This is a genomic window from Streptomyces sp. CoH27 (assembly GCF_020181035.1).
GTDB lineage: Bacteria > Actinomycetota > Actinomycetes > Streptomycetales > Streptomycetaceae > Streptomyces > Streptomyces camelliae.
In genome coordinates this window covers 128416-151679 of the sequence record NZ_JAIQYY010000013.1, presented here as the reverse complement: position 1 = coordinate 151679, position 23264 = coordinate 128416, and the positions used below count along the sequence as shown (strand labels likewise).

The 23264-nt window shown below is 71.9% G+C and carries 26 protein-coding genes and 1 riboswitch; of the genes, 16 read left to right on the top strand and 10 right to left on the bottom strand.

The annotated features are described in order from the left end of the window. Positions 1-30 precede the first annotated feature (30 nt). From LE548_RS23370 to LE548_RS23350, 5 genes are all read right to left on the bottom strand, one after another. A complete protein-coding gene (locus tag LE548_RS23370) occupies positions 31-705 on the bottom strand; it encodes an urease accessory protein UreF (RefSeq protein ID WP_225098897.1) in 675 nt (224 codons plus the stop codon). Further along, the gene (locus tag LE548_RS23365; RefSeq protein WP_225098896.1) at positions 705-2426 is read right to left on the bottom strand and encodes an urease subunit alpha; all 1722 of its coding nucleotides are present in this window, start codon (positions 2424-2426) and stop codon (positions 705-707) included. The genes LE548_RS23370 and LE548_RS23365 overlap by 1 nt, the downstream gene beginning before the upstream one ends. Beyond that, entirely contained in the window at positions 2419-2730 is a 312-nt protein-coding gene (locus LE548_RS23360) for an urease subunit beta (protein ID WP_225098895.1), read from the bottom strand. The genes LE548_RS23365 and LE548_RS23360 overlap by 8 nt, the downstream gene beginning before the upstream one ends. 11 nt (positions 2731-2741) lie before the next feature. After that, on the bottom strand, positions 2742-3044 hold the full coding sequence (locus LE548_RS23355; RefSeq protein ID WP_225098894.1) for an urease subunit gamma: 303 nt from the start codon (positions 3042-3044) through the stop codon (positions 2742-2744). 234 nt (positions 3045-3278) lie between these two features. Next, positions 3279-3566: a type II toxin-antitoxin system Phd/YefM family antitoxin gene (locus LE548_RS23350; RefSeq protein ID WP_225098893.1), complete on the bottom strand. Its 288-nt coding sequence runs from the start codon at positions 3564-3566 to the stop codon at positions 3279-3281. An 87-nt stretch (positions 3567-3653) separates the two neighbouring features. On the opposite strand from LE548_RS23350, the gene LE548_RS23345 reads away from it, so the two are divergent. The 3 genes from LE548_RS23345 (at position 3654) to LE548_RS23335 (ending at position 5666) form a co-directional block, all read left to right on the top strand. After that, entirely contained in the window at positions 3654-4298 is a 645-nt protein-coding gene (locus LE548_RS23345) for an ATP-dependent Clp protease proteolytic subunit (RefSeq protein ID WP_225098892.1), read from the top strand. 7 nt (positions 4299-4305) lie between these two features. Then, entirely contained in the window at positions 4306-4611 is a 306-nt protein-coding gene (locus tag LE548_RS23340) for a hypothetical protein (protein ID WP_225098891.1), read from the top strand. Positions 4612-4952: 341 nt separating this feature from the next. Beyond that, a riboswitch (cyclic di-AMP (ydaO/yuaA leader) is annotated at positions 4953-5189 on the top strand. A 3-nt stretch (positions 5190-5192) separates the two neighbouring features. Then, positions 5193-5666 carry a C40 family peptidase gene (locus LE548_RS23335; RefSeq protein ID WP_225098890.1) on the top strand — a complete coding sequence of 158 codons (474 nt, stop codon included), beginning with the start codon at positions 5193-5195 and terminating at the stop codon, positions 5664-5666. A gap of 47 nt (positions 5667-5713) precedes the next feature. On the opposite strand, the gene LE548_RS23330 is transcribed toward LE548_RS23335, so the two are convergent. Next, positions 5714-6151, bottom strand: a complete 438-nt coding sequence (locus LE548_RS23330) for an ATP-binding protein (protein WP_225098889.1) — start codon at positions 6149-6151, stop codon at positions 5714-5716. Positions 6152-6364: 213 nt separating this feature from the next. On the opposite strand from LE548_RS23330, the gene LE548_RS23325 reads away from it, so the two are divergent. Next, positions 6365-7225, top strand: a complete 861-nt coding sequence (locus LE548_RS23325; protein ID WP_225098888.1) for a helix-turn-helix transcriptional regulator — start codon at positions 6365-6367, stop codon at positions 7223-7225. Positions 7226-7240: 15 nt separating this feature from the next. Next, on the top strand, positions 7241-7462 hold the full coding sequence (locus tag LE548_RS23320; protein ID WP_225098887.1) for a DUF397 domain-containing protein: 222 nt from the start codon (positions 7241-7243) through the stop codon (positions 7460-7462). Between the two features lie 36 nt (positions 7463-7498). Here the strand turns inward: LE548_RS23320 and LE548_RS23315 are convergent, their stop codons facing one another. Then, the gene (locus LE548_RS23315; RefSeq protein WP_225098886.1) at positions 7499-8626 is read right to left on the bottom strand and encodes an 8-amino-7-oxononanoate synthase; all 1128 of its coding nucleotides are present in this window, start codon (positions 8624-8626) and stop codon (positions 7499-7501) included. A 147-nt stretch (positions 8627-8773) separates the two neighbouring features. Between LE548_RS23315 and bioB the strand changes: the two genes are divergently transcribed. The 4 genes from bioB to LE548_RS23295 are packed head-to-tail and all read left to right on the top strand — an operon-like array spanning position 8774 to position 12742. Further along, complete coding sequence (gene bioB / locus LE548_RS23310; protein ID WP_225098885.1) at positions 8774-9991, top strand: biotin synthase BioB; 1218 nt, start codon at positions 8774-8776, stop codon at positions 9989-9991. Further along, positions 9984-11273, top strand: coding sequence for an adenosylmethionine--8-amino-7-oxononanoate transaminase (locus tag LE548_RS23305; protein WP_225098884.1), 1290 nt, complete (start codon positions 9984-9986; stop codon positions 11271-11273). The genes bioB and LE548_RS23305 overlap by 8 nt, the downstream gene beginning before the upstream one ends. A 1-nt stretch (position 11274) precedes the next feature. Beyond that, positions 11275-11991 (top strand): dethiobiotin synthase, encoded by a 717-nt coding sequence (bioD, locus tag LE548_RS23300; protein WP_225098883.1) that lies wholly within the window; start codon positions 11275-11277, stop codon positions 11989-11991. Positions 11992-12049: 58 nt separating this feature from the next. Next, a complete protein-coding gene (locus LE548_RS23295) occupies positions 12050-12742 on the top strand; it encodes a class I SAM-dependent methyltransferase (RefSeq protein WP_225098882.1) in 693 nt (230 codons plus the stop codon). Between the two features lie 25 nt (positions 12743-12767). Here the strand turns inward: LE548_RS23295 and LE548_RS23290 are convergent, their stop codons facing one another. Next, a complete protein-coding gene (locus LE548_RS23290; protein ID WP_225098881.1) occupies positions 12768-13142 on the bottom strand; it encodes a fic family toxin-antitoxin system, toxin component in 375 nt (124 codons plus the stop codon). 4 nt (positions 13143-13146) lie between these two features. Beyond that, a complete protein-coding gene (locus LE548_RS23285; protein ID WP_225098880.1) occupies positions 13147-13392 on the bottom strand; it encodes a toxin-antitoxin system HicB family antitoxin in 246 nt (81 codons plus the stop codon). A 117-nt stretch (positions 13393-13509) separates the two neighbouring features. Between LE548_RS23285 and LE548_RS23280 the strand changes: the two genes are divergently transcribed. The 7 genes from LE548_RS23280 to LE548_RS23250 all read left to right on the top strand — a co-directional run bounded on the left by LE548_RS23280 (position 13510) and on the right by LE548_RS23250 (position 22143). Next, a complete protein-coding gene (locus LE548_RS23280) occupies positions 13510-14355 on the top strand; it encodes an ABC transporter ATP-binding protein (RefSeq protein ID WP_225098879.1) in 846 nt (281 codons plus the stop codon). A 4-nt stretch (positions 14356-14359) separates the two neighbouring features. Then, positions 14360-16927 (top strand): ABC transporter permease, encoded by a 2568-nt coding sequence (locus LE548_RS23275; RefSeq protein WP_225098878.1) that lies wholly within the window; start codon positions 14360-14362, stop codon positions 16925-16927. 169 nt (positions 16928-17096) lie between these two features. Then, complete coding sequence (locus LE548_RS23270) at positions 17097-17984, top strand: LLM class F420-dependent oxidoreductase (protein ID WP_225098877.1); 888 nt, start codon at positions 17097-17099, stop codon at positions 17982-17984. A gap of 45 nt (positions 17985-18029) precedes the next feature. Next, on the top strand, positions 18030-18455 hold the full coding sequence (locus tag LE548_RS23265) for a GNAT family N-acetyltransferase (protein WP_225098876.1): 426 nt from the start codon (positions 18030-18032) through the stop codon (positions 18453-18455). Positions 18456-18614: 159 nt separating this feature from the next. Beyond that, positions 18615-19958: a hemolysin family protein gene (locus LE548_RS23260; RefSeq protein ID WP_225098875.1), complete on the top strand. Its 1344-nt coding sequence runs from the start codon at positions 18615-18617 to the stop codon at positions 19956-19958. Next, positions 19955-20968 carry a hemolysin family protein gene (locus LE548_RS23255; protein WP_225098874.1) on the top strand — a complete coding sequence of 338 codons (1014 nt, stop codon included), beginning with the start codon at positions 19955-19957 and terminating at the stop codon, positions 20966-20968. The genes LE548_RS23260 and LE548_RS23255 overlap by 4 nt, the downstream gene beginning before the upstream one ends. Positions 20969-21294: 326 nt before the next feature. Continuing rightward, entirely contained in the window at positions 21295-22143 is an 849-nt protein-coding gene (locus LE548_RS23250) for an SGNH/GDSL hydrolase family protein (protein ID WP_225098873.1), read from the top strand. A gap of 194 nt (positions 22144-22337) precedes the next feature. On the opposite strand, the gene LE548_RS23240 is transcribed toward LE548_RS23250, so the two are convergent. After that, a complete protein-coding gene (locus tag LE548_RS23240; protein ID WP_225098872.1) occupies positions 22338-23219 on the bottom strand; it encodes an alpha/beta fold hydrolase in 882 nt (293 codons plus the stop codon). Positions 23220-23264: the final 45 nt, after the last annotated feature.

Below are 23264 nucleotides of genomic sequence, written 5' to 3'. Positions count from 1 at the left end.
TGTTCCGTGTGCCTGGTACGGGTGGGAAAGTCAGGACGCGAAGAGGCGGACGGGCCAGTCGGCGTGCCATTCCGCCCCCACCTCCAGCAGGGGCGCCGATGCGGCGGGCAGCGCGTCGGTTCCCTCCTCGGCCACCCGCCTCGCCGCCTCCACCGCCCGGTCGGCGACCCGGTCCAGCTCGGGGGCCAGCCTCGCCAGGACGCCCGTCGCGTCGAACGGGTCCAGGCTGAGCAGTCGTACCGTGGCCGTGGCCGGTCCGCTGACGCTCTCGTAGAGCGCGCAGTGGGCCGCGTCCCGCGGGGCGAGTCCGGCGGCCCGTGCGGCGAGTCCGAGCACGACCGGCTGATGGGCGCCCTTGGGGAACTGCCGTGCCAGCGCGTCGAGTTCGGGGGACGGCCAGCTCGCCCGGGCGGCCCGCAGCAGTTGCCGGCCGAGCCGGCGGGCGGCAGTGCGCAGGGCGGGGGACGGGGTGCGGGCGTCCGCCGCCGCGTCCAGCTCACCGGGGTCCGTGCCGAGTACGGCGGCGGCCGCCAGCGCGCCCGCGACCAGCCCGGCGGTGTGCAGCCGGCCCCGGCAGAAGTCCTCCAGGCTCGCGGCGGAGGTGATCCGGCCCGCCTTGACGGCGGCCTCCGCCCCGCCGGAGTGCGCGTGCCCTCCGGCGGGGAAGCGGCCGTCGGCCAGGACGAGCAGTGCGGCCCTGCTCATCAGAAGAGGAAGTAGCGCTGGGCCATGGGAAGTTCCGCGGCCGGTGTCGCCTCCACCAGTTCGCCGTCGATGTGCACGGCGAAGCTGTCGGGGTCGATCCGGACGTCCGGCCGGGCGTCGTTCTCGCGCATGTCGGCCTTGGTGACCTGGCGCGTGGACGCGATCGGCACGAAGCGCTTGCCGAGCCGCAGCCGCTCCGGGAGGCCGTCCTCGATCGCCAACTGGGCCACGAAATTGACCGAGTTGGCGGCGGGGGCGCGGCCGATCGCGCCGTACATCGGGCGGGGCAGGATCGGCTGCGGGGTGGGGATGGAGGCGTTGGCGTCGCCCATCTGCGCGTACGCGATCTGCCCGCCCTTGATGACGAGGAGCGGCTTGACCCCGAAGAACGCCGGTTCCCACAGCACGAGGTCGGCGAGCTTGCCGGTCTCGACGGAGCCGATCTCGGCGGCGAGGCCCTGGGCGAGCGCCGGGTTGATCGTGTACTTGGCGACATAGCGCCGTACCCGGTGGTTGTCCGCGCGCCCGTCACCCGGAAGTGCCCCGCGCCTGCGCTTCATCACATGGGCCGTCTGCCAGGTGCGCAGGATCACCTCGCCCACCCGGCCCATCGCCTGGGAGTCGGAGGAGATGATCGAGATCGCGCCGAGGTCGTGGAGGATGTCCTCCGCGCCGATGGTGGACGGCCGGATCCGGGACTCGGCGAACGCCAGGTCCTCCGGGACGGCGGGGTTGAGGTGGTGGCAGACCATCAGCATGTCGAGATGTTCCTCGGCGGTGTTGACGGTGAACGGCCGGGTCGGGTTGGTCGAGCTGGGCAGCACGTTGGGCTGCGAGACCACGCTCATGATGTCCGGTGCGTGCCCGCCGCCGGCGCCCTCGGTGTGGTAGGCGTGAATCCCGCGGCCGTTGATCGCGGCTAGTGTGTCGCCGACGAATCCGGCCTCGTTCAGCGTGTCCGTGTGGATGGCGACCTGGATGCCCGTCTGGTCCGCCACCGTCAGCGAGGCGACGATGACCGCCGGGGTCGAGCCCCAGTCCTCGTGCAGCTTGAGGCCGAGTGCGCCGCCGCGGATCTGGGAGAGCATCGCCTCGTGGGAGACGGTGTTTCCCTTGCCGAGGAAGCCGATGTTGAGCGGGTACTGCTCCATCGCCTCCAGCATCCGGGCGAGGTGCCAGGGACCGGGGGTCACCGTGGTGGCCTTGGAGCCCTCGGCCGGGCCCGTACCGCCGCCGACCAGCGTCGTGACACCCGCGGACAGTGCCTCGTCGGCGATCTGCGGGCAGATGAAGTGGACGTGGGCGTCGACCGCGCCCGCCGTCAGGATGCGCCCGTTGCCGGCGATGATCTCGGTCTCCGGGCCGATCACCAGGTCGGGGTGGACGCCGTCCATGGTGTCGGGGTTGCCCGCCTTGCCGATGCCGGTGATCCGGCCGTCGCGGATGCCGACGTCGGCCTTGACGATCCCCCAGTGGTCGATGATCACCGCCCCCGTGATGACCGTGTCCGGGGTGCCGTCTGCGCGCGTAGCACGCGACTGGCCCATGGACTCACGGATGACCTTGCCACCGCCGAACACCGCCTCCTCACCGGCGAGTCCGGGCCCGCCGGAGCGGTCCTCCTCGATCTCGACGACCAGATCGGTGTCGGCGAGCCGGATGCGGTCGCCGGTGGTCGGGCCGAACAGGTCGGCGTACGCGGCACGCGAGATCTCAGGCATCGAGGGCACCTCCGGTCTGACCGCGCAGTCCGGGCACCACACGGGCGCCGCCGAGCGGGACGAGTTCGACGTCGACGGGGATCCCGGGCTCGAAGCGCACGGCCGTACCCGCGGCGATGTTGAGCCGCTTGCCGTGCGCGGCGGCGCGGTCGAAGTCCAGGCCGGGGTTGGCCTCGGCGAAGTGGTAGTGAGAGCCGACCTGGACGGGCCGGTCGGCGGCGTTGAGGACGGTCAGCCGGGTGACCTCACGGCCCTCGTTGTAGACGATCGGGCCCTCGGCGAACAGGATCTCTCCGGGAATCACGGCGGCCCCCGTCAGATGATCGGTTCGTGGACGGTGACGAGCTTGGTGCCGTCCGGGAAGGTGGCCTCCACCTGGACGTCGTGGATCATCTCGGGGACGCCTTCCATCACGTCGTCCCGGGTGAGCAGCTTGCGTCCGGAGGACATCAGCTCGGCGACCGTACGGCCGTCACGCGCCCCTTCGAGGATGTGCGACGTGATGAGGGCGACCGCCTCCGGGTGGTTGAGCCGCAGCCCGCGGGCCCGGCGCTTCTCGGCGACGTCGGCCGCCACGTGGATGAGCAGCCTCTCTTGCTCATGCGGGGTCAGTTGCACGTCCCACCTCACAGTCCTCGCTCCGGACCGTGCGGGGTCCGGTTGCCGCAGCCACCACGACGGCGTCAGGTCTCACACACGGACATTTCTCAAGATCAAGAAGAATCCGGGCAGAAAAACCCCTGGTGGCGTGGATCGGCAGGCTAGTTCGTCGGAGTTTCAACGACGTTAACCAGACCTTGATCCACCGATGACTGCACGACGGGACGGGTCTTACCGGTTCACCCGCACGGGTCAGGACACCCCGGGCCCGCGATGCTCGGCGGCGATCCCGAACCGCCGCTGTTCGCGCGGAGCGGAACCGGCCTCGCGAACGCCCGAGACAGAGCTGATGATCTGCTCCTCGGCCGCACCGGCAGCCTCGTCCAGCGCGTCCAGGCGCTCCAGATCGGCGGCCGAGACCAGCGCGACCAGCGGCTTTCCATGCCGCGTCACGACGACGCGCTCACCGCCGTACACCACCCGGTTGATCAGGTCGGCGAGCTCAGCCCTGGCTTGTGTCACCGGAATCTCGTAGGCCATACCCCCATTCTAACGTCACGTACGTCCTGTACATTTTTTACAGAAGCAGCGCCGCATCGCCGGCCGCGCCACGAGAGGGGTATGTCCATGTCCCGGCAATTCGCCGCCCACGCCCGCTATGTCCTGCCGGAATTCACCGAGCGCACCAGCAGCGGCGCGCGCACCCTCGATCCCTACGGCAAGCTCTTCGAGGACCGGATCGTCTTCCTCGGCACCCCGCTCGACGACACGGCGGCCAACGACGTGATGGCGCAGCTCATGCACCTCGAACACGCGGCCCCCGAGCGGGACATCACGCTGTACATCAACTCCCCCGGCGGCACCTTCCATGCGATGACGGCGCTCTACGACACGCTGCGCTACGTCAGCTGCGACGTGGCCACCTACTGCCTGGGCCAGGCCGCCTCCTACGCGGCGCTGCTGCTCGCGGCCGGCACCCCGGGCAAGCGGTTCGCGCTGCCCGGCGCGCGCATGGTGATCGCGCAGCCCCAGCTGGCCGCGCCGGTGCAGGGTCAGCCCAGCGACCTCTTCATCCAGGCCGAGGAGTTGGGCCGGATGCGGGCGCTGGCGGAGGAGATGCTCGTCCGGCACACCGGGCGCACGGCGGAGCAGGTGCACGCCGACCTGGAACGGGACGTGGTGCTGGACGCCCCGGCGGCACTGGCCTACGGTCTGGTGGACGGCATCGTGCCCAGTCGGCGGAGCACGCCCGGCGCACCGGACGCGGGGTGAGCCGACGATGCTTCCGGAGCTGCCGCCGCTGCCCGCGCTGACACGCGCCGAGGGCGATCTGATCGACCGTTACCTGGAGGCGGTCGACCTGCTCGGCAGGATCAACCCGGCCCTCGACGGCGACACCTACCGGGGTCTGCGCGCGGCCCAGGCCCTGGTGCGCAAGGCCGCAGAGCTGCGGGACGCCCTCGCGTTGATGCACCAGCGGGGCGAGGCGGAGCTGCACGGGGACACGCTGGCACGGGCGTTGCGGGTGCTGGACGGTGAACGCCGTACTGCGCGCGTCGCGCTACCGCCGGAAGGCGTCCGCTGATCCGGACGCCCGAACGGGCCGATGGGGCAGCGGTGTCGACACGTGACCGTTCGCGCGGGACACAAACGGCCCGAACGACGTACCGCCGACCGGTGTATATCCAGATCGTTTCCGGGGTCTTCCGACTTGCGCAGGGCGCCGGGCCGACGATCACGCGCAGGCACTTCGTCCCAGGTCGGGGGCTACGTACGGGAACTGACGGTGACTCGAACACAGCACTGTCCACCCGAACGGGCGAGTGGTGAGTAACGCCACAAATCCCCGGATCCATTGGGATTTTCGGACAGCGGTGAGTCAAGATCCCTGACTGACGACAAGCCCCCGCCACCGCGGCGGGGCGATCCGGGCGGACGCCGAATCCTGCCGCCGCACCGGATGACCGGTCGACAGGAGTGGATCGGCAGGAGTGGAGGACCCAAGCAAGACGGGTCGCCGGAGCGGATGTTCGTCTGTGCGTCACTGGCAGACGGACGGAGGTTCCGAGCAGCCCTTGGGGTGAAGCCGCGGCAACGCGGCCGGGCACCTTCGCCAGCCCGAATCCGACAGGTCATCCTTCACAGGCGGCTGACGAAGGGTTGCGCATGACTGCGCTCAATCGTGTCCCGTCGCTCATGGCCCGGGCCGGTACGGCCTCGGCACTCACCCTGGCCGCCGTCGGCGGCTCGATCGTGGTCCCGGGTCTCGCCACCGACGCCTCGGCCGCGAGCCTCGCGGCGAAAGCACTCCAGATCGCGGCCTCCAAGAAAGGTGCCCCGTACGCGTGGGGGGCCACCGGACCGCGCCGCTTCGACTGCTCGGGGCTGACGCTCTACTCGTTCAAGAAGGCGGGCAAGACCCTGCCGCGTACCGCAGCCGGGCAGTACAACAAGACGCACCACATCTCGGCCGGCAACCGCAGGGTCGGTGACCTGGTGTTCTTCCACTACGGCTCGAACGTCTACCACGTCGGCATCTACGCCGGACAGGGAAAGATCTGGCACGCGCCGAAGACCGGGGACGTGGTGCGGCTCCAGAAGATCTGGACCAAGAGCGTCTGGTACGGCCGGGTCAGCTGATCCACCGTCAGGAGCGGGCGGCTCCAGCAGAGGGGCCGCTCCGCCCCTCAGGGGTGCTGCCCCGCGGGAACCATCCACGGCAGTTCGATGGAGACCGTCTTGCCGCCCTCACGGGTCGGGCGGATACGGAGTTTGCCGCCGTATTCGGCGGTGAGCCAGCGGATGATGACCATGCCGCGGCCATTGTCCTGCTGGACTGCGGCGGGCAGTCTCTTCGGGAAGCGCGGATGACTGTCCGTGACGCCGATGCGCAGATGTTCGTCACGGTCCAGCGCGATGTCGACCGTGAAGGTGGGTGACTGGCCGAAGGTGTGCTGTACGGCGTTGGTGGCGAGTTCGGAGACGATGAGCCGCACGGTGTCGGCCGCTTCGGTGTCCGACGGCAGACCCCATTCCGCGAGGGTCCCCACGACGTACGAACGGGCGGCGGAGACCGAGGCGGGATCGCTCGGCAGAGTGACGGATGCTTCCAGATGGTCTGCCATGGCGACGTCGTCCCTTTCCCCCGGGACCGCAGTCCGACAAGGAGCGGATGGTTCGAGTACGGTCCCGGACTGGTGCTTCCTCGTCAGCCTGCCATCACCGGACCGGCCACGGGGAGCGATCCACCAGGATATGCATATATCTGTCGCCCAAAGCGGTGAACTCTACGACGCGAGACCGTATTCGGGCGGCCCGGAAGGAGTAAGGAGGAGCCCATGCAGAACGGTCCGGCGGTGCGGCGCCGCAAACTGGGCGCCGAACTGCGCATGCTGCGCACCGGTGCTGGGCTCACGAGCGGTGAGGCGGCCCGGCTGGTCGGCTGGCACCAGTCGAAGGTGAGCCGGATCGAGACCGGTGCCAGCGGGGTGAAACCGGCCGATGTGCGCTCGCTGCTGGACGCCTACGGGGTGCGGGACGGGCATCTGCGCGAGTTGCTGCTGATGCTGGCGGGCTCCGAGAGGGCGGGCGAGCGGCACCGCTGGTGGCACGCCTACCGCGGGGTGCTGCCGCCCACGTACCGGGATTTCATCAGCCTGGAGTCGCAGGCGAGCGCGATGCGCACCCTGGAGACCACGGTGGTGCCGGGACTGCTCCAGACGCCCGAGTACGCCCGCGCGGTGACCCGGGCGGCCGTGCCCGATCTGGACGAGGAGCGCCTGGACACGCTGGTGGAGGTGCGGCTGGCCCGGCAGGACGTGCTGCGCTCGGACCCGCCGCTGACGCTGTGCGCGGTACTGGACGAGGCGGTGCTGCGGCGCGAGGTCGGCGGCCCCGAGGTGATGGCCCGGCAGCTGGAGCGGCTGCTGGAGGCCGCCCGGCTACCCCAAGTCCGGCTTCAGGTACTGCCGTTCGGGGCCGGCGCCCATGTGGGCCTCACCGGGCCTTTTGTTATTTTCTCATTTCCGAGCACTTCTGATCTGGACGTGGTTGTTCTCGACCAGTTGACGAGTAGCCTCTACCTGGAGCGGAAAGAAGACCTCATGGCCTACTCCGAGGCCTTCACAACCCTTCAGTTCCACGCCCTTTCCCCCGAGGAATCGTTGGACTACATCGCCGGGATAGGTGACGGCGCGTAAGGAGGCACACCCCCCATGTCAACACTGCCTCGGAACGTCCCTGCCAGTACCGACCTGCACGACGTGAGCTGGCTGCGCAGCAGCTACAGCACGGGAGCCAACAACTGTGTGGAGACGGCGCGGCCGTGCTCCGGTCCCTCGGCCGGACTGCTCGCCGTACGGGACTCCAAGAGCCCGGCCGGACCCGCACTGCTCTTCTCGGCCGACAGCTGGGCGGAGTTCCTCACCGCCATCTGACCAGCAACCGGTGAAGCACGGCCGTGTCACGCCGACTCATGGTCGCGTTTCGCCGATCACCCGTACAGCGCGTTCGATCTCGGCCCCGGACAGGTCCGCGCGGGCGGTCAGCCTCAGCCGCGAGATGCCGTCGGGCACGGAAGGAGGACGGAAGCAGCCCACGGCCAGCCCTGCCGTACGGCAGTCGGCCGCCCAGCGCACGGCCTGCTCCGGGGACGGAGCTCGCACGGAGACCACCGCGGCGTCCGGACGCACCGCCTCCAGACCCGCGGCGGTCAGCCGTGCGTGCAGTTCCGCGGCCACCTCACGGGCCCGCGCCGCGCGCTCCGGCTCCCGCACGAGCAGCCGCAGCGCCGCCAGGGCCGCACCGGCCGCCGCCGGGGCCAGGCCCGTGTCGAAGATGAAGGTCCGGGCCGCGTTGACCAGATGGTCGATCACCCGCGCCGGTCCCAGCACCACCCCGCCCTGACTGCCCAGCGACTTGGACAGGGTGGCCGTGACCACCACGTCCGCGGCGCCCGCGAGCCCGGCCGCGTACGGCGCTCCCCGGCCGCCCTCGCCCAGTACCCCGAGCCCGTGCGCGTCGTCCACGACCAGCCCGGCCCCGTGCTCCCGGCACGCCTCGGCCAGCGCGGCCAGCGGAGCCGCGTCGCCGTCCACGGAGAACACCGTGTCGGAGACGACGATCGCCTCGCCCGCGTGCGTGGTCAGCGCCTTGCGCACCGCCTCCGGGTCCGCGTGCCCCACCACCTGCCGCTCACCGCGGGCGAGCCGGCAGCCGTCGATGAGGGAGGCGTGGTTGCCCGCGTCGGAGACGATCAGCGAGCCGTGCGGGCCGAGCGTGGTGACCGCGGCCAGGTTCGCCGCGTAGCCGGAGGAGAAGACCAGGGCCGCCTCCACGCCGCAGAAGGCGGCCAGCTCGCGCTCCAGCTCGGTGTGCAATTCGGTGGTGCCGGTGACCAGCCGGGAGCCGGTGGACCCGCCGCCCCAGGTCCGCGCCGCCCCGGCCGCGCCCTCGACGACCTCGGGGTGGTGGGCGAGGCCCAGGTAGTCGTTGCTCGCCAGATCCAGCAGGGCTGAGTCGGCGGGGCGCGGGCGCAGGGTCCGTACAAGTCCGGCGCGGCGGCGCGCCTCGGCCTGGTCGTCGATCCAGCCGAACGCCATGGGTCCTCCGGGGCTTTTGTAGGTAGCGGACAGACCCTAGCGGGACGACCAGCCGCCCAGGGTGTGGCAATACCCACACGGTGAACCGTCTGTGTTGTGCAAACTCTCCTTGGCCCGGGGCGGTCCCGTAGGACAGGATCGGACCTCATGGACCTGCTGAACACGCTGGTGGACAAGGGGCTTCGGCGCGAGCTGCCGACCCGCGAGGAAGCGCTCGCCGTACTGGCCACCTCCGACGACGACGTACTCGATGTGGTGGCCGCGGCCGGAAAGGTGCGCCGGCACTGGTTCGGGCGCCGGGTGAAGCTCAACTATCTGGTGAACCTGAAGTCGGGTCTGTGTCCGGAGGACTGCTCCTACTGCTCCCAGCGGCTCGGCTCCGACACCGGCATCCTGAAGTACACCTGGCTCAAGCCCGACGAGGCCTCCAGGGCCGCGGCGGCCGGGCTGGCCGGCGGTGCCAAGCGGGTCTGTCTGGTGGCGTCCGGGCGCGGTCCGACCGACCGTGACGTGGAGCGGGTCGCCGGCACCATCAAGGCGATCAAGGATCAGAACGAGGGCGTCGAGGTGTGCGCCTGCCTCGGGCTGCTCTCCGACGGCCAGGCCGAGCGGCTGCGCGAGGCGGGCGCGGACGCCTACAACCACAACCTCAACACGTCCGAGGGGACGTACGCGGACATCACCACCACCCACACCTACGCGGACCGGGTGGACACGGTGAACAAGGCGCACGCCGCCGGCCTGTCCGCCTGCTCCGGCCTGATCGCGGGCATGGGCGAGAGCGACGAGGACCTGGTCGACGTGGTCTTCTCGCTGCGCGAGCTGGACCCCGACTCGGTCCCGGTCAACTTCTTGATCCCGGTCGAGGGCACCCCGCTGGCCAAGGAGTGGAACCTCACCCCGCAGCGCTGCCTCAGGATCCTGGCGATGGTCCGTTTCGTGTGCCCGGACGTCGAGGTGCGCATCGCGGGCGGCCGCGAGGTTCATCTGCGCACGATGCAGCCCCTCGCCCTGCACCTGGCCAACTCCATCTTCCTCGGCGACTACCTGACCACCGAGGGCCAGGCCGGCAAGGCCGACCTGGAGATGATCGCGGACGCCGGGTTCGAGGTGGAGGGCGCCGGCGAGGTGACCCTGCCCGAGCACCGCGCGACGGCGGCCACCGGCGGCTGCGGAGCGCACGAGAGCGCCGGATGCGGCTCGCACGAGGGTGCCGGATGCGGGTCCGTCTGCGGCTCGCACGAGGGTGCGGACGGGTGCGGTACGGCGGCCACGGCCGCGGCGCCCGCCGCACACGAGGCGCGCACCGACCTCGTCGCCGTCCGCCGCCGGGGTGCCGGAACGGACCTCGCACCCAATGCCTGACCTGCCCGGCCCGAGCGTGCCCGACCTGCTGGAGCTGGACCGGCGGCACGTGTGGCATCCGTACGGACCGATGCCCGGGCGTGTCGAACCGCTCGTCGTGGAGTCGGCGAGCGGGGTCCGGCTCCGGCTCGCGGACGGCTCGGGCGAGCTGGTGGACGGCATGTCGTCCTGGTGGTCGGCGATCCACGGCTACAACCACCCGGTCCTCAACGAGGCGGCCCGGCGGCAGCTCGGCCGGATGAGCCATGTGATGTTCGGCGGGCTCACGCACGAGCCCGCCGTACGGCTCGCAAAGCTCCTTGTCGACATGTCGCCCGAGGGCCTGGAGCATGTCTTCCTGGCCGACTCCGGCTCGGTGTCGGTCGAGGTCGCCGTGAAGATGTGCCTCCAGTACTGGCGTTCGCTCGGCCGCCCGGGCAAGCGGCGCCTGCTGACCTGGCGCGGCGGCTACCACGGCGACACCTGGCAGCCGATGTCCGTGTGCGACCCCGAGGGCGGGATGCACGAGCTGTGGTCCGGCGTGCTGCCGCGCCAGGTGTTCGCCGACGCGCCCCCGGTGGAGTACGAGGAGTCGTACGCGGACCGGCTGCGTGAGCTGATCGCACGCCACGCGGACGAACTGGCCGCGGTGATCGTGGAGCCGGTGGTGCAGGGCGCGGGCGGGATGCGCTTCCACTCCCCCGCCTATCTGCGGGTGCTGCGCGAGGCGTGCGACGCGCACGACGTGCTGCTGGTGTTCGACGAGATCGCCACCGGGTTCGGCCGTACGGGTGCGCTGTTCGCGGCGGACCACGCGGCCGTCACCCCGGATGTGATGTGCGTGGGCAAGGCGCTGACCGGCGGCTATCTGACGATGGCGGCGACGCTGTGCACCGCGCGGGTCGCCGACGGCATCTCGCGGGGCGAGGTGCCGGTGCTCGCGCACGGCCCGACGTTCATGGGCAACCCGCTCGCGGCGGCCGTCGCCTGCGCCTCGGTCGGACTGCTGCTGGGGCAGGACTGGCTGTCGGAGGTCAAGCGGATCGAGGCGGGTCTGCGGGATGGACTGGCGCCGGCCTCGGACCTGCCGGGGGTGAAGGACGTCCGTGTTCTGGGCGCCATCGGGGTCGTCCAGCTCGACCACGAGGTGGACATGAAGGCCGCGACGGACGCCGCGGTGCGGGAGGGCGTGTGGCTGCGGCCCTTCCGCGACCTGGTCTACACGATGCCGCCGTACGTCGCCTCGGACGAGGACGTGGCACGGATCGCGCGCGCGGTGTGCGCCGCGGCGCGGGAGGGTTGAGATGCCGGTACTGGTGATCACGGGGACGGGCACGGAGGTCGGCAAGACGGTCACCACCGCCGCCGTCGCCGCCGCGGCGCTCGCGGCGGGGCGCTCGGTGGCCGTGCTGAAGGCCGCGCAGACGGGCGTACGGCCGGACGAGCGCGGGGACGCCGACGAGGTCGCGCGGCTCGCGGGTCCGCTCACGGCGACCGAAATGGCCCGCTTTCCCGAGCCGTTGGCGCCGGGTACGGCGGCCCGGCGGGCCGGGATGGCTCCGGTGCATCCGCGGGAGGTGGCCGACCGGGCGGCCAAGCTGGCCACCGAGCACGATCTGGTGCTGGTCGAGGGCGCGGGCGGGCTGCTCGTCCGGTTCGACGCGGCCGGCGGCACGCTGGCGGACGTGGCCCGGCTGCTGGACGCACCCGTGCTGGTCGTGGCCTCGGCCGGGCTCGGCACTCTGAACACCACGGAGCTGACGGCCCGCGAACTGCGGCGCCGGGAGCTGGAGTTGGCGGGCGTGGTCATCGGCAGCTGGCCCGGCTCCCCCGACCTCGCCGCCCGCTGCAACGTGGCCGACCTGCCGGAGGTGGCGGGGGCTCCGCTGCTGGGGGCGATTCCCGCCGGGGCGGGAGCAGTGCCGCCCGACGACTTCCGGGTTGCCGCGCCGGGTTGGCTCGCGCCTCGGCTGGACGGGGTGTGGGACGCGGAGGCGTTCCGGGTGCGCGTAGCGCCGTAGGGGTGCCCTCGTGCTTCCCGGGGGACAATCCCCCTGAGAACGTCCTCCGGGAGGTGCCATGCGACTGACGTCGGCCGGGTCTGCCAAGGTGGCCCCGAGTCCCGTCCACCACCCGCTGTTCGCCCGCTTCTACGCCCGCTGCAGCGTGGACGCCGAGACCCGGCTCGGTCTGGCCGGGGTGCGGACGCGACTGCTCGCCGGGCTGTCCGGGCGGGTGATCGAGATCGGCGCGGGGAACGGGCTGAACTTCGCGCACTACCCCGCCGCCGTCGCCGAGGTCGTCGCGCTCGAACCGGAGCCGCTGCTCAGGCAGTTGGCCCGGCAGGCCGCGCTGCGCGCCGAGGTGCCGGTCGACGTCGTACCGGGCGCGGCGGAGGCGCTGCCCGTCAAGAGCGAGGCCTTCGACGCGGCCGTGCTGTCACTGGTGCTGTGCAGCGTGCGTGACGTGGCGCGGACGCTGGCCGAGGTACGGCGGGTGCTGCGGCCCGGCGGTGAGGTGCGGTTCTTCGAGCACGGGCGGGGCGGCGGCCGGGCGATGACGCTGACCCAGCAGGCCCTGGACCGCACCGTGTGGCCCGCCCTGTTCGGCGGCTGTCATGTGGCCCGCGAGCCGGTCGCCGCGCTGCGCGAGGCCGGGTTCGGACTCGGGCCGTACCGGCGGCTGTCGCTGCCGGAGAAGGGCCCGAAGCTGCCGACCTCGTACGGGGTGCTGGGCGTCGCCTGGCGGCCGGGGGAGCCGGAGGCCCGCTGACCGGCCCCCTGTCGTACGGCCCTCGTCAGATGCTCCAGCGCCGCAGCTCCCGCGCGATGTCGTCCACGTCGGCGCCGCCGTCCTTCACCAGCCGGGCGAGGTCGCGCACCTGTTCCGCCGTGGTGACGACCTTGGCACCGCTCGCGACCAGGTAGGCGTAGGCGACCGCGGAGGCGAACAGCGCGTTGGAGCGTTCCAGCGCCGGTACGTGGATCAGCAGCTGGAGCAGGGACGCGGCGCGGGCGTGCGGGTCGTCGTAGACGGGCACGCCGAATATCTCGGCCCGGTGCCGGGCGACGGCGGCGATCAGCGCGCCCCAGTCGGTGACCTGCGGGTCCCCGGGGGTGCGCTGTTCGGCGAGCATGAGCAGCCAGGCGAGGTCGATGCTGAGCTCGTTCAAGGGATCAGCGGCCGTCCCCGGTGCCGGTACCGGTGCCTCGGGGGTCGGTGAACTCCTCGGCGAACACGGTCTCGTACTGCTTCATGAAGTCGGCGGCGGCCTCCACGAACGTCCGGCCGGCCTCCCCGGTGTCCTGTCTGACCAGCTCTTCGATATAGCGGTTGACGCTGATGCCACGGGCCAGGGCGCGTTCGCGGGCCGCGCGGGCGGTGCCTTCGTCCACGCGCACGTTCAGCTGGGTCTTCGCCATGCTTCGACGCTAGCGCCGAGATGCTAGCAAGGGCAAGGGCGCGCGGAATCAGTGCGCCCGGTCGGCCTGTCCCCTACGCTCGCCCGGGACGGCGGTTCCGGCGAACGGGAGGCGGTCTTGTCCACACCTGCTGCGCAGCACGCGTCGGGCCGCTTGCCGGACGGCGGGATCGCGGCCCGCGCCCGGGGGCTGACCAAGGCCTACGGCTCCGGCGAGACGGCCGTGCTCGCCCTGGACTCGGTGGACGTGGACATCGCGCGCGGCCGGTTCACCGCCGTGATGGGCCCCTCGGGGTCCGGGAAGTCCACGCTCATGCACTGTCTGGCGGGCCTCGACACCGTGTCGGCCGGCCGGGTGTGGCTGGGCGACACCGAGATCACCGGGCTGAAGGAACGGGAGCTGACCCGGCTGCGGCGGGACCGGATCGGGTTCATGTTCCAGTCGTTCAACCTCATCCCGACGCTCACGGCCGCCGAGAACATCACGCTGCCGATGGCCATCGCGGGCCGGGCACCCGACGAGGAGTGGCTGGACCAGGTGATCGACAGGCTCGGCCTGCGGGACCGGCTGAAGCACCGGCCCGCGCAGCTCTCCGGCGGTCAGCAGCAGCGGGTCGCGTGCGCGCGGGCGCTGGTCTCCCGGCCGGAGCTGATCTTCGCCGACGAGCCGACCGGCAACCTGGACTCGCGGGCCGGCCTGGAGGTGCTGGGCTTCCTGCGCGGTGCGGTGGACGAGCTCGGGCAGTCGGTCGTCATGGTCACCCACGACCCCGGCGCCGCCGCCCACTCCGACCTGGTGCTCTTCCTCGCGGACGGGCGGATCGTGGACGAGATGGAAGAGCCAACGGCGGAGGCCGTACTCGACCGCATGCGCGTTTTTCCTGAGGGGAACCCCCAGCCCCCCGGTTTCGACGTCGTCCGGGACGGACTCGACGACGGCCGTGCCGCCGCCCAGGAGGACTGACCCGGTGCTCAAGGCGACCCTGAGGAGTTTCCTCGCGCACAAGGGGCGGCTCGCCCTGTCCGCGCTGGCGGTGATCCTGTCCGTGGCGTTCGTCGCGGGCAGCCTGATCTTCTCCGACACCGTCACCCGTACCTTCGACCGGCTCTTCGCCTCCACGGCCGCGGATGTGACCGTACAGCCGAAGCAGGGCCTGAAGTCCCCGGTGCCCGGCGGCACCGTGCAGACCCTCCCCGCCGCGCTGCGGGACCGGGTGGCGCGGGTGCCCGGGGTCACGGCGGCCCGTGCGGACGTCAAGGTGCAGAACGTCGTCGTGGTCGACGGCCACGACAAGTCCGTCGGACCGACCACCGGCGCCCCCACCATCGCCACCGCCTGGTACGTCACCCGGCACAGCGCTGTGGAGCTGACCTCCGGCCACGCGCCGAGGGGCGCGGGCGAGGCGCTGCTGGACGCGGACACCGCCGGCAAGAAGCACGTACGGATCGGCGACACGCTGACGGTGCAGGCGCAGCCGGGTACGTTCCGCGTGCGAGTCGTCGGAATCGCCACGTTCACCACGACCAACCCGGGCGCGGCCCTCGTCTTCCTGGACCCGGCGGTGGCGGGCCGGGAGCTGCTCGGCTCCCAGGCCCTGGCGACGAGTGTCTCGGCGGACGCGGCGAAGGGGGTGCCGGACGCCGAACTCAAGCGGCGTGTCGGCCGGGCCATCGGCACCGGCACCTACGACCTGAGGACGGCGGGCGAGCAGGCCAAGTCGGCGGCGGCCGCGCTCGGCCCGTTCCTGGACGTGATCAAGTACGTGATGCTCGGTTTCGCCGGGGTCGCGTTGCTCGTCGGTGTGTTCCTCATCGTCAACACCTTCTCCATGCTGATCGCCCAACGCACCCGTGAGCTGGGCCTGTTGCGGGCGCTCGGTGCGGACCGGCGGCAGGTGCGGCGCTCGGTGCTGACCGAGGCGCTGCTGCTCGGGCTGGTCGGTTCGACGCTCGGCCTCGGTGCCGGGATCGGGCTGGCGCTGGGGCTGATCCGGCTGATGGGCGCGTTCGGGATGAACCTGAAGGCCACGGAGATGGTCCTCGGCTGGGAGACGCCCGTCGCCGCGTACGTCGTCGGTCTGGGCGTCACCTTCGTGGCCGCGTATCTGCCCGCGCGGCGGGCGGCGGCGGTGTCGCCGATGGCGGCCCTGGTGGACGCCGAGGTCGCCGGTGTCGGCAAGCCGCTCACGGTGCGGGCGGTCGTCGGCGCGGTGCTGGGGGCGGCCGGGGCGGCGGCGCTGGGCGGGTGCGCGGCGGCCACGAGGACGGCGCAGGCGGCCTCGCTGCTGGGCGTCGGCGTGGTGCTGACGCTGGTCGCGACCGTGATCGCCGGGCCGCTGCTGGTGCGGCCGGTGATCCGGGTGCTGGGTGCGGCCTTCCCCGCGCTGTTCGGCCCGGTCGGCCGGATGAGTCAGCGCAACGCCCTGCGCAATCCCCGCCGTACCGGCGCCACGGCGGCCGCGCTCATGGTGGGCCTGGCCCTGGTCGGCGGGATGTCGGTGGCGAGCGCCTCGATGTCGGCGTCGTTCGACCGGCAGATCGACCGGACGCTCGGCGCCGACTTCATCATCCAGAACGCCAACTTCACGCCGTTCACGAAGGAGGTGCGGGACACCGCCTCCGGCATGCACGGCGTCGGGCTCGTGGTGCGCCAGCGGCTCACCCCGGTCGCGGTACGGCTGCCGGACGGGGACCGGGTCGAGACGTCCGCCGTCGGGTACGGGCCGGGGCTCGACGACGTCGTGCACATCACGTACGCGCGAGGAGGCTCGGCGGCCGCGCTGGCGGACGGTCACCTCGCCATGGACGCCGGTTTCGCCAAGGACCACGGGGTGCGGATGGGCAGCGTGCTCCCGGTGGAGTTCCCCGGTGGCCGGCACACCGAACTGACCGTCGCGGCGCTGACCGACCAGGACACGGCGGAGGGCTTCGGCTCCCAGGGCGGCCTGTACTTCGGCCTCGGCACGTTCGAGAGGTACGTGCCCAGCGGCCAGGACTCCGTGCTCTACGTCGACGCGACGGCCGGCACGAAACCGCAGGACCTGCGCCCCCGGCTGGAGCGGGCGCTGAAGCCCTTCCCCCAGGTGCAGGTGCGCAACCAGACCGACTACAAGCAACTGATCCACGATCAGATCGCCGTCCTGCTGTACCTGGTGTACGCCCTGCTGGCGCTGGCGATCGTCATCGCCGTGCTCGGTGTGGTCAACACCCTCGCCCTGTCGGTGGTGGAGCGCACCCGGGAGATCGGGCTGCTGCGCGCGATCGGGCTGGGGCGACGGCAGTTGCGGCGGATGATCCGGCTGGAGTCGGTGGTGATCGCGGTGTTCGGTGCGGTCCTCGGCCTGGGGCTGGGCCTGGTGTGGGGCGTGTGCATGCAGCGGGTGCTGGCCCTGCGCGGCCTGAAGGAACTGGCCGTCCCCTGGACCACGATCGTCGCGGTCGTACTCGGTTCGGCGGTGGTCGGCGTGGTGGCAGCGCTGCTGCCGGCGCTGCGGGCGTCCCGGATGAACGTGCTGGCGGCGATCGCCCACGAGTGACGGCCCCACGGGCGGCACCTACCTGCCCCCCGAGTGGCCCCCGGGCGATGGTCACGCCCGCCCACGGACGGTGATCGCTCACGGCTGACGACCGTCTCCGCCCAGGCGGGCCGTCGGCGTGATGGAATCGCGGGAGGAGGCTCAAGTCGTCTGCTGTCGGGGAGAGTTCATGTTGCGTCCGTTCCGCTTCGGGGTCACCCTGTTCACGCCCGCGTCCGCCGCCGAGTGGCGGGCGAGGTGCCGTCGGGCCGAGGAGCTCGGGTACGACGTGCTCCTCGTCCCGGATCACCTCGGCATGGTCGCGCCGTTCCCGGCGCTGGTCGCGGCGGCCGAGGCGACGCAGCGGCCCCGGCTCGGCACGTTCGTGCTCAACGCGGGCTTCTGGAATCCGGCGCTGCTGGCCCGCGAGGCGGCGACCACTGACGCGCTCACCGGCGGGCGCCTGGAACTCGGGCTCGGCACCGGGTACGTGCCGGCCGAGCACGAGGAGGCCGGGCTGCCGTACGGCTCGGCGCGCGAGCGGGTGGACCATCTCGCGCACACGGCCGGCGAGGTGGCCCGGCTGCTGGGCTCGGCCGAGTTCCAGCCCCGGCCCGCCCAGTCCCGGGTGCCGCTGCTGATCGGCGCCAACGGCGACCGGATGCTGCGGCTGACCGCCGAGCACGCGGACATCGCGGCCTTCACCGGAGCCCGGCCGGCCGCCACGCCCGGGAAGCTGGAGCCCCTCACCGCCGAGGAACTGGACGAGCGGGTGGCCCGCCACCGGGACCTGGCGGCGGGCCGGGCCGAGCAGGCGGAGCTGAACCTGCTCCTTCAGCTGGTGGCGGTCACCGACGACCCCGAGCCCGTGTTGAAGCCCCTGCTGGAACGGCAGCCGCAGCTGTCCCTGGAGCAGGCACTGTCCCTGCCCATCGTGCTGGCCGGCCCGCTGGACGACCTCGTGGCACGGCTGCGGGCGCAGCGCGAGCGGTTCGGGTTCTCGTACCTGACCGTCCTGGAGCCGTACATGGAGGCGTTCGCGCCGGTGATGGAGCGGCTGCGCGCGGAGTCCGCATAGTGGAAATCGGCGTGCGGGCGTGGTGTGCGTGATCCGATGCTTCCCATGACCGAACTGCGCATACGCCCCGCCCTCCCGCACGACCTCGACACCGTGCTCGCCTTCTGGAAGACGGCCGCCGAGGGCACCAGCATCAGCGACGACCGGGACGGGGTGGAGCGTCTGGTCGCCCGTGACCCCGAGGCGCTCATCCTCGCCGAGCTGAACGGCGAACTGGTGGGCACGGTGATCGCCGGCTTCGACGGCTGGCGCTGCCATCTGTACCGGCTCGCGGTGCATCCCGAGCGGCGCCGGCAGGGCATTGGCTCGGCGCTGCTGGCCGTCGCCGAGGAGCGCTTCGTACAGCTCGGCGGGCGGCGCGCGGACGCCATGGTGCTGGTCCGCAACGAGACCGCGCACCATGCGTGGAGTGCGGCCGGATACGAAACGCAGGAGCAGTGGCGGCGCTGGGTGAAGCCGCTCGCCGACTGAGCCGAACAGCATGCTTTGCTCATCCTTTACCATTGAGGGAGCAGTCAGCACTCGATCCTCGATGAAAGGTTGTGAGCGTCCGCCCATGGGCGAGCCTCCCAGTCCGCGACACCGCGCGTTCCGTCCTGCCCTGTCCGATGCTGGGACGAGGGTGACCCGATGACCGAAGTGCTGCTCCTACTCGTGGCGATCCTGCTGTCACTCGCCTGCGGTGCCTTCGTGGCGGCGGAGTTCTCGCTGACCACGGTGGAGCGTGGCGAGCTGGAGCGGGCCGCCGAGCGCGGCGAGCGGGGCGCGGCCGGTGCCCTGAAGGCCGTACGGAACCTGACCTTCCAGCTGTCCGGCGCCCAGCTCGGCATCACGGTGACGAACCTGGTCGTCGGCATGCTCGCCGAGCCGTCCATCGCCAAGCTGCTCGCCGGACCGTTCCGCGCGATGGGCCTGTCGGGCGGTACGGCGAGTTCGGTCGCGCTCGTGCTCGGTACGGCGCTGTCGACGGTGTTCCTGATGGTCGTGGGCGAGCTGGTGCCGAAGAACTGGGCGATCTCCTCACCCCTGGCCGTGGCCAGGCGGGTGGGCAACGCGCAGCGCTGGTTCAGCGCGGCCTTCCGGCCCTTCATCACGCACCTGAACAACACGGCCAACCATGTCGTACGACGGCTGGGCATAGAGCCGGCCGAGGAGCTGGCCTCCGCGCGCGGCCCGCAGGAACTGGCGGCGCTCGCCCGGCACTCCGCCAAGGAGGGCGCGCTGGAGCCGGACACCGCCGAGCTGTTCGTGCGCACGCTGAACCTGGCCGACCTGACAGCCGAGAACGTGATGACCCCGCGTGTGCAGGTCATCGCCCTGGAGGCGCAGGCGACCTGCGAGGACGTGGCGAACGCGACCCGGGCCACCGGCCTGTCCCGGTTCCCGGTCTACCGGGGCACCCTGGACTCGGTCGTCGGCACCGCCCACATCAAGGATGTGCTGGCCGTCCCCGCCGACCAGCGGCGCCACCGCAGGGTCTTCCAGGTGATGCGCGAGCCGCTGCTCGTGCCCGAGTCCCTGACCGTGGACCGGCTGCTGGACCGGCTCGGCGGCCGGCGCACGATGGCGGTCGTCATCGACGAGTACGGCGGCACGGCGGGCGTGGCCACGCTGGAGGACATCGTGGAGGAGGTCGTCGGCGAGGTGCGGGACGAGCACGACCCGCACGAGACGCCCGACCTCGCTGCGGCCGGCGCGGACGAGCACGGCCGGGCCCTGTACTCGGCCGACGGCGCCGCCCGCACCGACCAGCTCGCACGTGTGGGACTGCGCGCGCCCGAGGGGCCGTACGAGACCCTGGCCGGCCTGGTCGCCACCCGGCTGGGCCGGATACCACGGACCGGTGACTCGGTCGAGGTCGCCGGCTGGCGGCTGGACGTGGTGGACGCCTCCGGCCGCCGGGCGGCCCGGGTGCTGCTGCGCGCGCCGCTGGACGACGAACGCAGCCACGAGAGCCCGAGGGAGGCGCGATGACCGCCGTACAGCTGCTGATCGGGCTGGCGACGCTCGTCGTCAACGCCTTCTTCGTCGGCGCCGAGTTCGCGCTGATCTCCGTGCGCCGCTCGCAGATCGAGCCGCTGGCCCAGGAGGGCGACCGGCGGGCGAAGAGCGTGCTGTGGGGTCTGGAGCACGTCTCCGCGCTGCTGGCCGCCGCCCAGCTGGGCATCACGCTGTGCACGCTGGTCCTCGGTGTGGTCGCCGAGCCGGCGTTCGCGCATCTGCTGGGGCCGGTGTTCCACGCGGTCGGGGTGTCCGTGAGCGCGGGCCACGCGGTGTCCTTCGTGATCGCGCTGACCCTGGCGACGTATCTGCACATGCTGCTGGGCGAGATGGTCCCGAAGAACATCTCCCTGGCGGAGCCGGTGCGCAGCGCGCTGCTGCTCGGCCCGCCGCTGGTCGCGCTGTCCCGGGCGCTGCGGCCGGTGATCTTCACGATCAACGCGTTCGCCAACGGCCTGCTGAAGCTGCTGCGGGTGGAGGCGAAGGGCGAGGTCGCGGCGACCTTCACGGACGCCGAGCTGGCCGAGATCGTCAAGGACGCCGGCGAGGCCGGTCTGCTCGACGACCGGGCCCAGGAGCGGCTGCACGACGCCCTGGAGCTGGGCAGCCGGCCGGTACGGGACGTCGTGGTGCCGCTGGCGAAGGTCGTCTACGCGCGCGTGGGGGTCACCCCGGAGGAGCTGGAGCGGCTGACAGCCGAGTCGGGCTTCTCCCGGTTCCCGGTGGTCGACGTGGGCCGGCGGATCGTGGGCTACCTGCACGTCAAGGACGCCCTGGATGCCTCTCCCCGGGACATCCCGTTCCGCCTCCGGGACATGCGCTCCATCGCCCGTGTCCGCGAAAGCACCCCCTTGGACGACGTCCTCACAGCGATGCGCGGCAGCCGCACCCACCTGGCAGCAGTCCTCGGCGACGACGGCCGCCTGGCCGGCCTGGTGACCATGGAGGACGTACTGCGAGAACTCTTCGGCCAGCCGGCCTGAACCTCCCGCAACATCGGGCGCCGAGGGCCTTATCCGCCCGGGCCCGGCGGATACGGCCGCACCGGGCGAGCGCGTTCGGCGCCGAACCGGCGGGCGGCCGGCGGATACGGCCGGACGGGGTGAGCGCGTTCAGCCGGACCGCCGGTGCCTGGCCAGTCCGATTCGCCCCCGCTCGATCCGCTCGGTCCCGTCGGCTCGGTCGGCCCGGTCGGCCCGGTCGGCTCGGTCGGCTCGGTCGGCTCGGTCGGCTCGGTCGGCTCGGGACCGGGCTGGTTGCCGGGGTGACCGACCGGCGGGTATGGCGGCGGGATAGCATCGCTGACGCCATGCAGACGAATCCCGTATCTCCGCCATACAGCAGCCTGGTCGCGGTCGGCGACTCCTTCACCGAGGGCATGTCGGACCTGCTGCCCGACGGTTCCTACCGGGGCTGGGCCGATGTGCTCGCCGCGCGGATGGCCGCCCGGACACCCAGCTTCCGGTACGCCAACCTGGCCGTGCGCGGCAAGCTGATCGGGCAGATCGTCGACGAGCAGGTGGACCGGGCGGCGGCCATGGAAGCCGACGTGGTCACGCTGGTCGGCGGCCTCAACGACACCCTGCGGCCCAAGTGCGACATGGGCCGGGTGAAGGGCCTGCTGACCGAGGCCGTGGAACGCCTCGCACCGTCCTGCCGGCAGCTCGTGCTGATGCGCAGCCCCGGCCGCCAGGGCCCGGTGCTGGATCGGTTCCGGCCGCGCATGGAGGAGCTGTTCGCCTGTGTGGAGGAGCTGGCCGCGAAGCACGGCGCGGTCGTCGTCGACCTGTACGGCGCGCCCGCGCTGGGCGATCCCCGGCTGTGGGACGTGGACCGGCTGCATCTGACGGCGGAGGGGCACCGCAGGGTCGCCGAGGCGGTGTGGCAGACCCTCGGGTACGAGCCGGAGGACACCGAGTGGCGGGTGCCGATGGCGGCCACACCCCCGCCCGGCTGGGTCACGCGCCGGGTCGCGGACGCCCGGTTCGCCCGGCAGCATCTGCTGCCCTGGATCGGCCGCCGCCTGACCGGCCGCTCCTCGGGGGACGGCCGGACAGGCGCCCACTTCAGCCCTGAGCTGGGCAGACCCTTCTGGGTCACCCCTGTGGACCACACAGACCCCGGCCCTGTGACGGACTGGCAACGGGTGGGGCCCTGACCCGGAGCCGGCCCGGCTGCCATGCACCGAACCGTCTCGCCCGGTGCCACGGGCGTCACGTCACTGTCATTGATGCATTCTTCGACCCCGCCGACACCATCATCACCGTGCGCAGCCTGATCCGGCGGTCCTGGACAACTCACCGCTGGGACGAACGCCCGAACCGCCGACCGTGATCCTTCGGCCCGCTTCCGTCACTTCGGCAGATCGGCGGAGAGGAAGGGAGCAAGGAGCGCGAACAACGCATCGGGGCGGTCGAGGGGGATGATGTGGCCGCAGTCCTGGAGATGGTGTCCGACCAGGTCATCGGCGATGGGACGGAGTTGGCGTTCGAGCCCGGTGCCGATGGGGTGAGAGCCGATGGCCATGGTGGGCATGGTCAGCCGAGCCGTCGCGACGGCGTCCTGGATCTGCTGCGCGCTGGTGGGCAGGGCCCGGTAATAGGAGAACGCGCAGCGCAGGGCCTCACCCCCGGTGTACGCGTGGACGAAGGCCGCACGGATGTCGTCGGGTACTCCTCGCCCGAGCGTCCCCGAGTCGAGGAACCAGTCGATGTACGGGGCCTCGTTGCCGGCCAGAACGGTCTCGGCGAGGCCGGGGACGGCGTGGAAACCGAACCACCACGGGGCACCGCCCGCGACGACGTGCTCCGCTCCGGGCAGGCGGCCGAGCAGTGCCTCCATCACGACCAGGCGCCGGACGAGGCCGGGTCGGCGCAGCGCGAGCAGGACGGCGGGGGCGGTGCCCGCGTCGATGCCGACCACCGCTGCCGAGGGCTCGCCGAGTGCGTCGAGCAGCCCTTCGGCGTCGGCGGCGAGGGTGCCTGCGTCGTAACCCTCGACGGCACGTGCACTGGCACCGAAGCCTCGAAGGTCCGGGGCGATGACCCGGTACTGCCCGGCCAGTCGGCCCATGATGCCGCTCCAGAGTTGCCAGGTGTGCGGGAAGCCGTGCAGCAGGAGAACCGCAGGTCCGTCCCCGGCGATGGCGACATTGAGTTGGACGCCGTTCGTCGCGATGCGACGCAGGTGGTGTGCGGTGGTGACGGGTATGACCGCTCCCGGGCTGGTTACCATTGGTGACCACAGCACGATAGGTAACTGTCCGACAGCTTCCTAGAC

What these genes read in the sequence shown, in the direction of transcription:
- LE548_RS23320 (WP_225098887.1), top strand. Translation starts at nt 7,241, where the DNA reads ATGTCAACACTGCCTCGGAACGTCCCTGCCAGTACCGACCTGCACGAC.
- LE548_RS23265 (WP_225098876.1), top strand. Translation starts at nt 18,030, where the DNA reads ATGACCGAACTGCGCATACGCCCCGCCCTCCCGCACGACCTCGACACC.
- LE548_RS23255 (WP_225098874.1), top strand. Translation starts at nt 19,955, where the DNA reads ATGACCGCCGTACAGCTGCTGATCGGGCTGGCGACGCTCGTCGTCAAC.
- bioD (WP_225098883.1), top strand. Translation starts at nt 11,275, where the DNA reads ATGCCGGTACTGGTGATCACGGGGACGGGCACGGAGGTCGGCAAGACG.
- LE548_RS23295 (WP_225098882.1), top strand. Translation starts at nt 12,050, where the DNA reads ATGCGACTGACGTCGGCCGGGTCTGCCAAGGTGGCCCCGAGTCCCGTC.
- LE548_RS23260 (WP_225098875.1), top strand. Translation starts at nt 18,615, where the DNA reads ATGACCGAAGTGCTGCTCCTACTCGTGGCGATCCTGCTGTCACTCGCC.
- LE548_RS23325 (WP_225098888.1), top strand. Translation starts at nt 6,365, where the DNA reads ATGCAGAACGGTCCGGCGGTGCGGCGCCGCAAACTGGGCGCCGAACTG.
- LE548_RS23335 (WP_225098890.1), top strand. Translation starts at nt 5,193, where the DNA reads ATGACTGCGCTCAATCGTGTCCCGTCGCTCATGGCCCGGGCCGGTACG.
- LE548_RS23285 (WP_225098880.1), bottom strand. Translation starts at nt 13,392, where the DNA reads ATGGCGAAGACCCAGCTGAACGTGCGCGTGGACGAAGGCACCGCCCGC.
- LE548_RS23350 (WP_225098893.1), bottom strand. Translation starts at nt 3,566, where the DNA reads ATGGCCTACGAGATTCCGGTGACACAAGCCAGGGCTGAGCTCGCCGAC.
- LE548_RS23340 (WP_225098891.1), top strand. Translation starts at nt 4,306, where the DNA reads ATGCTTCCGGAGCTGCCGCCGCTGCCCGCGCTGACACGCGCCGAGGGC.
- LE548_RS23305 (WP_225098884.1), top strand. Translation starts at nt 9,984, where the DNA reads ATGCCTGACCTGCCCGGCCCGAGCGTGCCCGACCTGCTGGAGCTGGAC.
- LE548_RS23330 (WP_225098889.1), bottom strand. Translation starts at nt 6,151, where the DNA reads ATGGCAGACCATCTGGAAGCATCCGTCACTCTGCCGAGCGATCCCGCC.
- LE548_RS23365 (WP_225098896.1), bottom strand. Translation starts at nt 2,426, where the DNA reads ATGCCTGAGATCTCGCGTGCCGCGTACGCCGACCTGTTCGGCCCGACC.
- LE548_RS23270 (WP_225098877.1), top strand. Translation starts at nt 17,097, where the DNA reads ATGTTGCGTCCGTTCCGCTTCGGGGTCACCCTGTTCACGCCCGCGTCC.
- LE548_RS23370 (WP_225098897.1), bottom strand. Translation starts at nt 705, where the DNA reads ATGAGCAGGGCCGCACTGCTCGTCCTGGCCGACGGCCGCTTCCCCGCC.
- bioB (WP_225098885.1), top strand. Translation starts at nt 8,774, where the DNA reads ATGGACCTGCTGAACACGCTGGTGGACAAGGGGCTTCGGCGCGAGCTG.
- LE548_RS23315 (WP_225098886.1), bottom strand. Translation starts at nt 8,626, where the DNA reads ATGGCGTTCGGCTGGATCGACGACCAGGCCGAGGCGCGCCGCCGCGCC.
- LE548_RS23250 (WP_225098873.1), top strand. Translation starts at nt 21,295, where the DNA reads ATGCAGACGAATCCCGTATCTCCGCCATACAGCAGCCTGGTCGCGGTC.
- LE548_RS23240 (WP_225098872.1), bottom strand. Translation starts at nt 23,219, where the DNA reads ATGGTAACCAGCCCGGGAGCGGTCATACCCGTCACCACCGCACACCAC.
- LE548_RS23345 (WP_225098892.1), top strand. Translation starts at nt 3,654, where the DNA reads ATGTCCCGGCAATTCGCCGCCCACGCCCGCTATGTCCTGCCGGAATTC.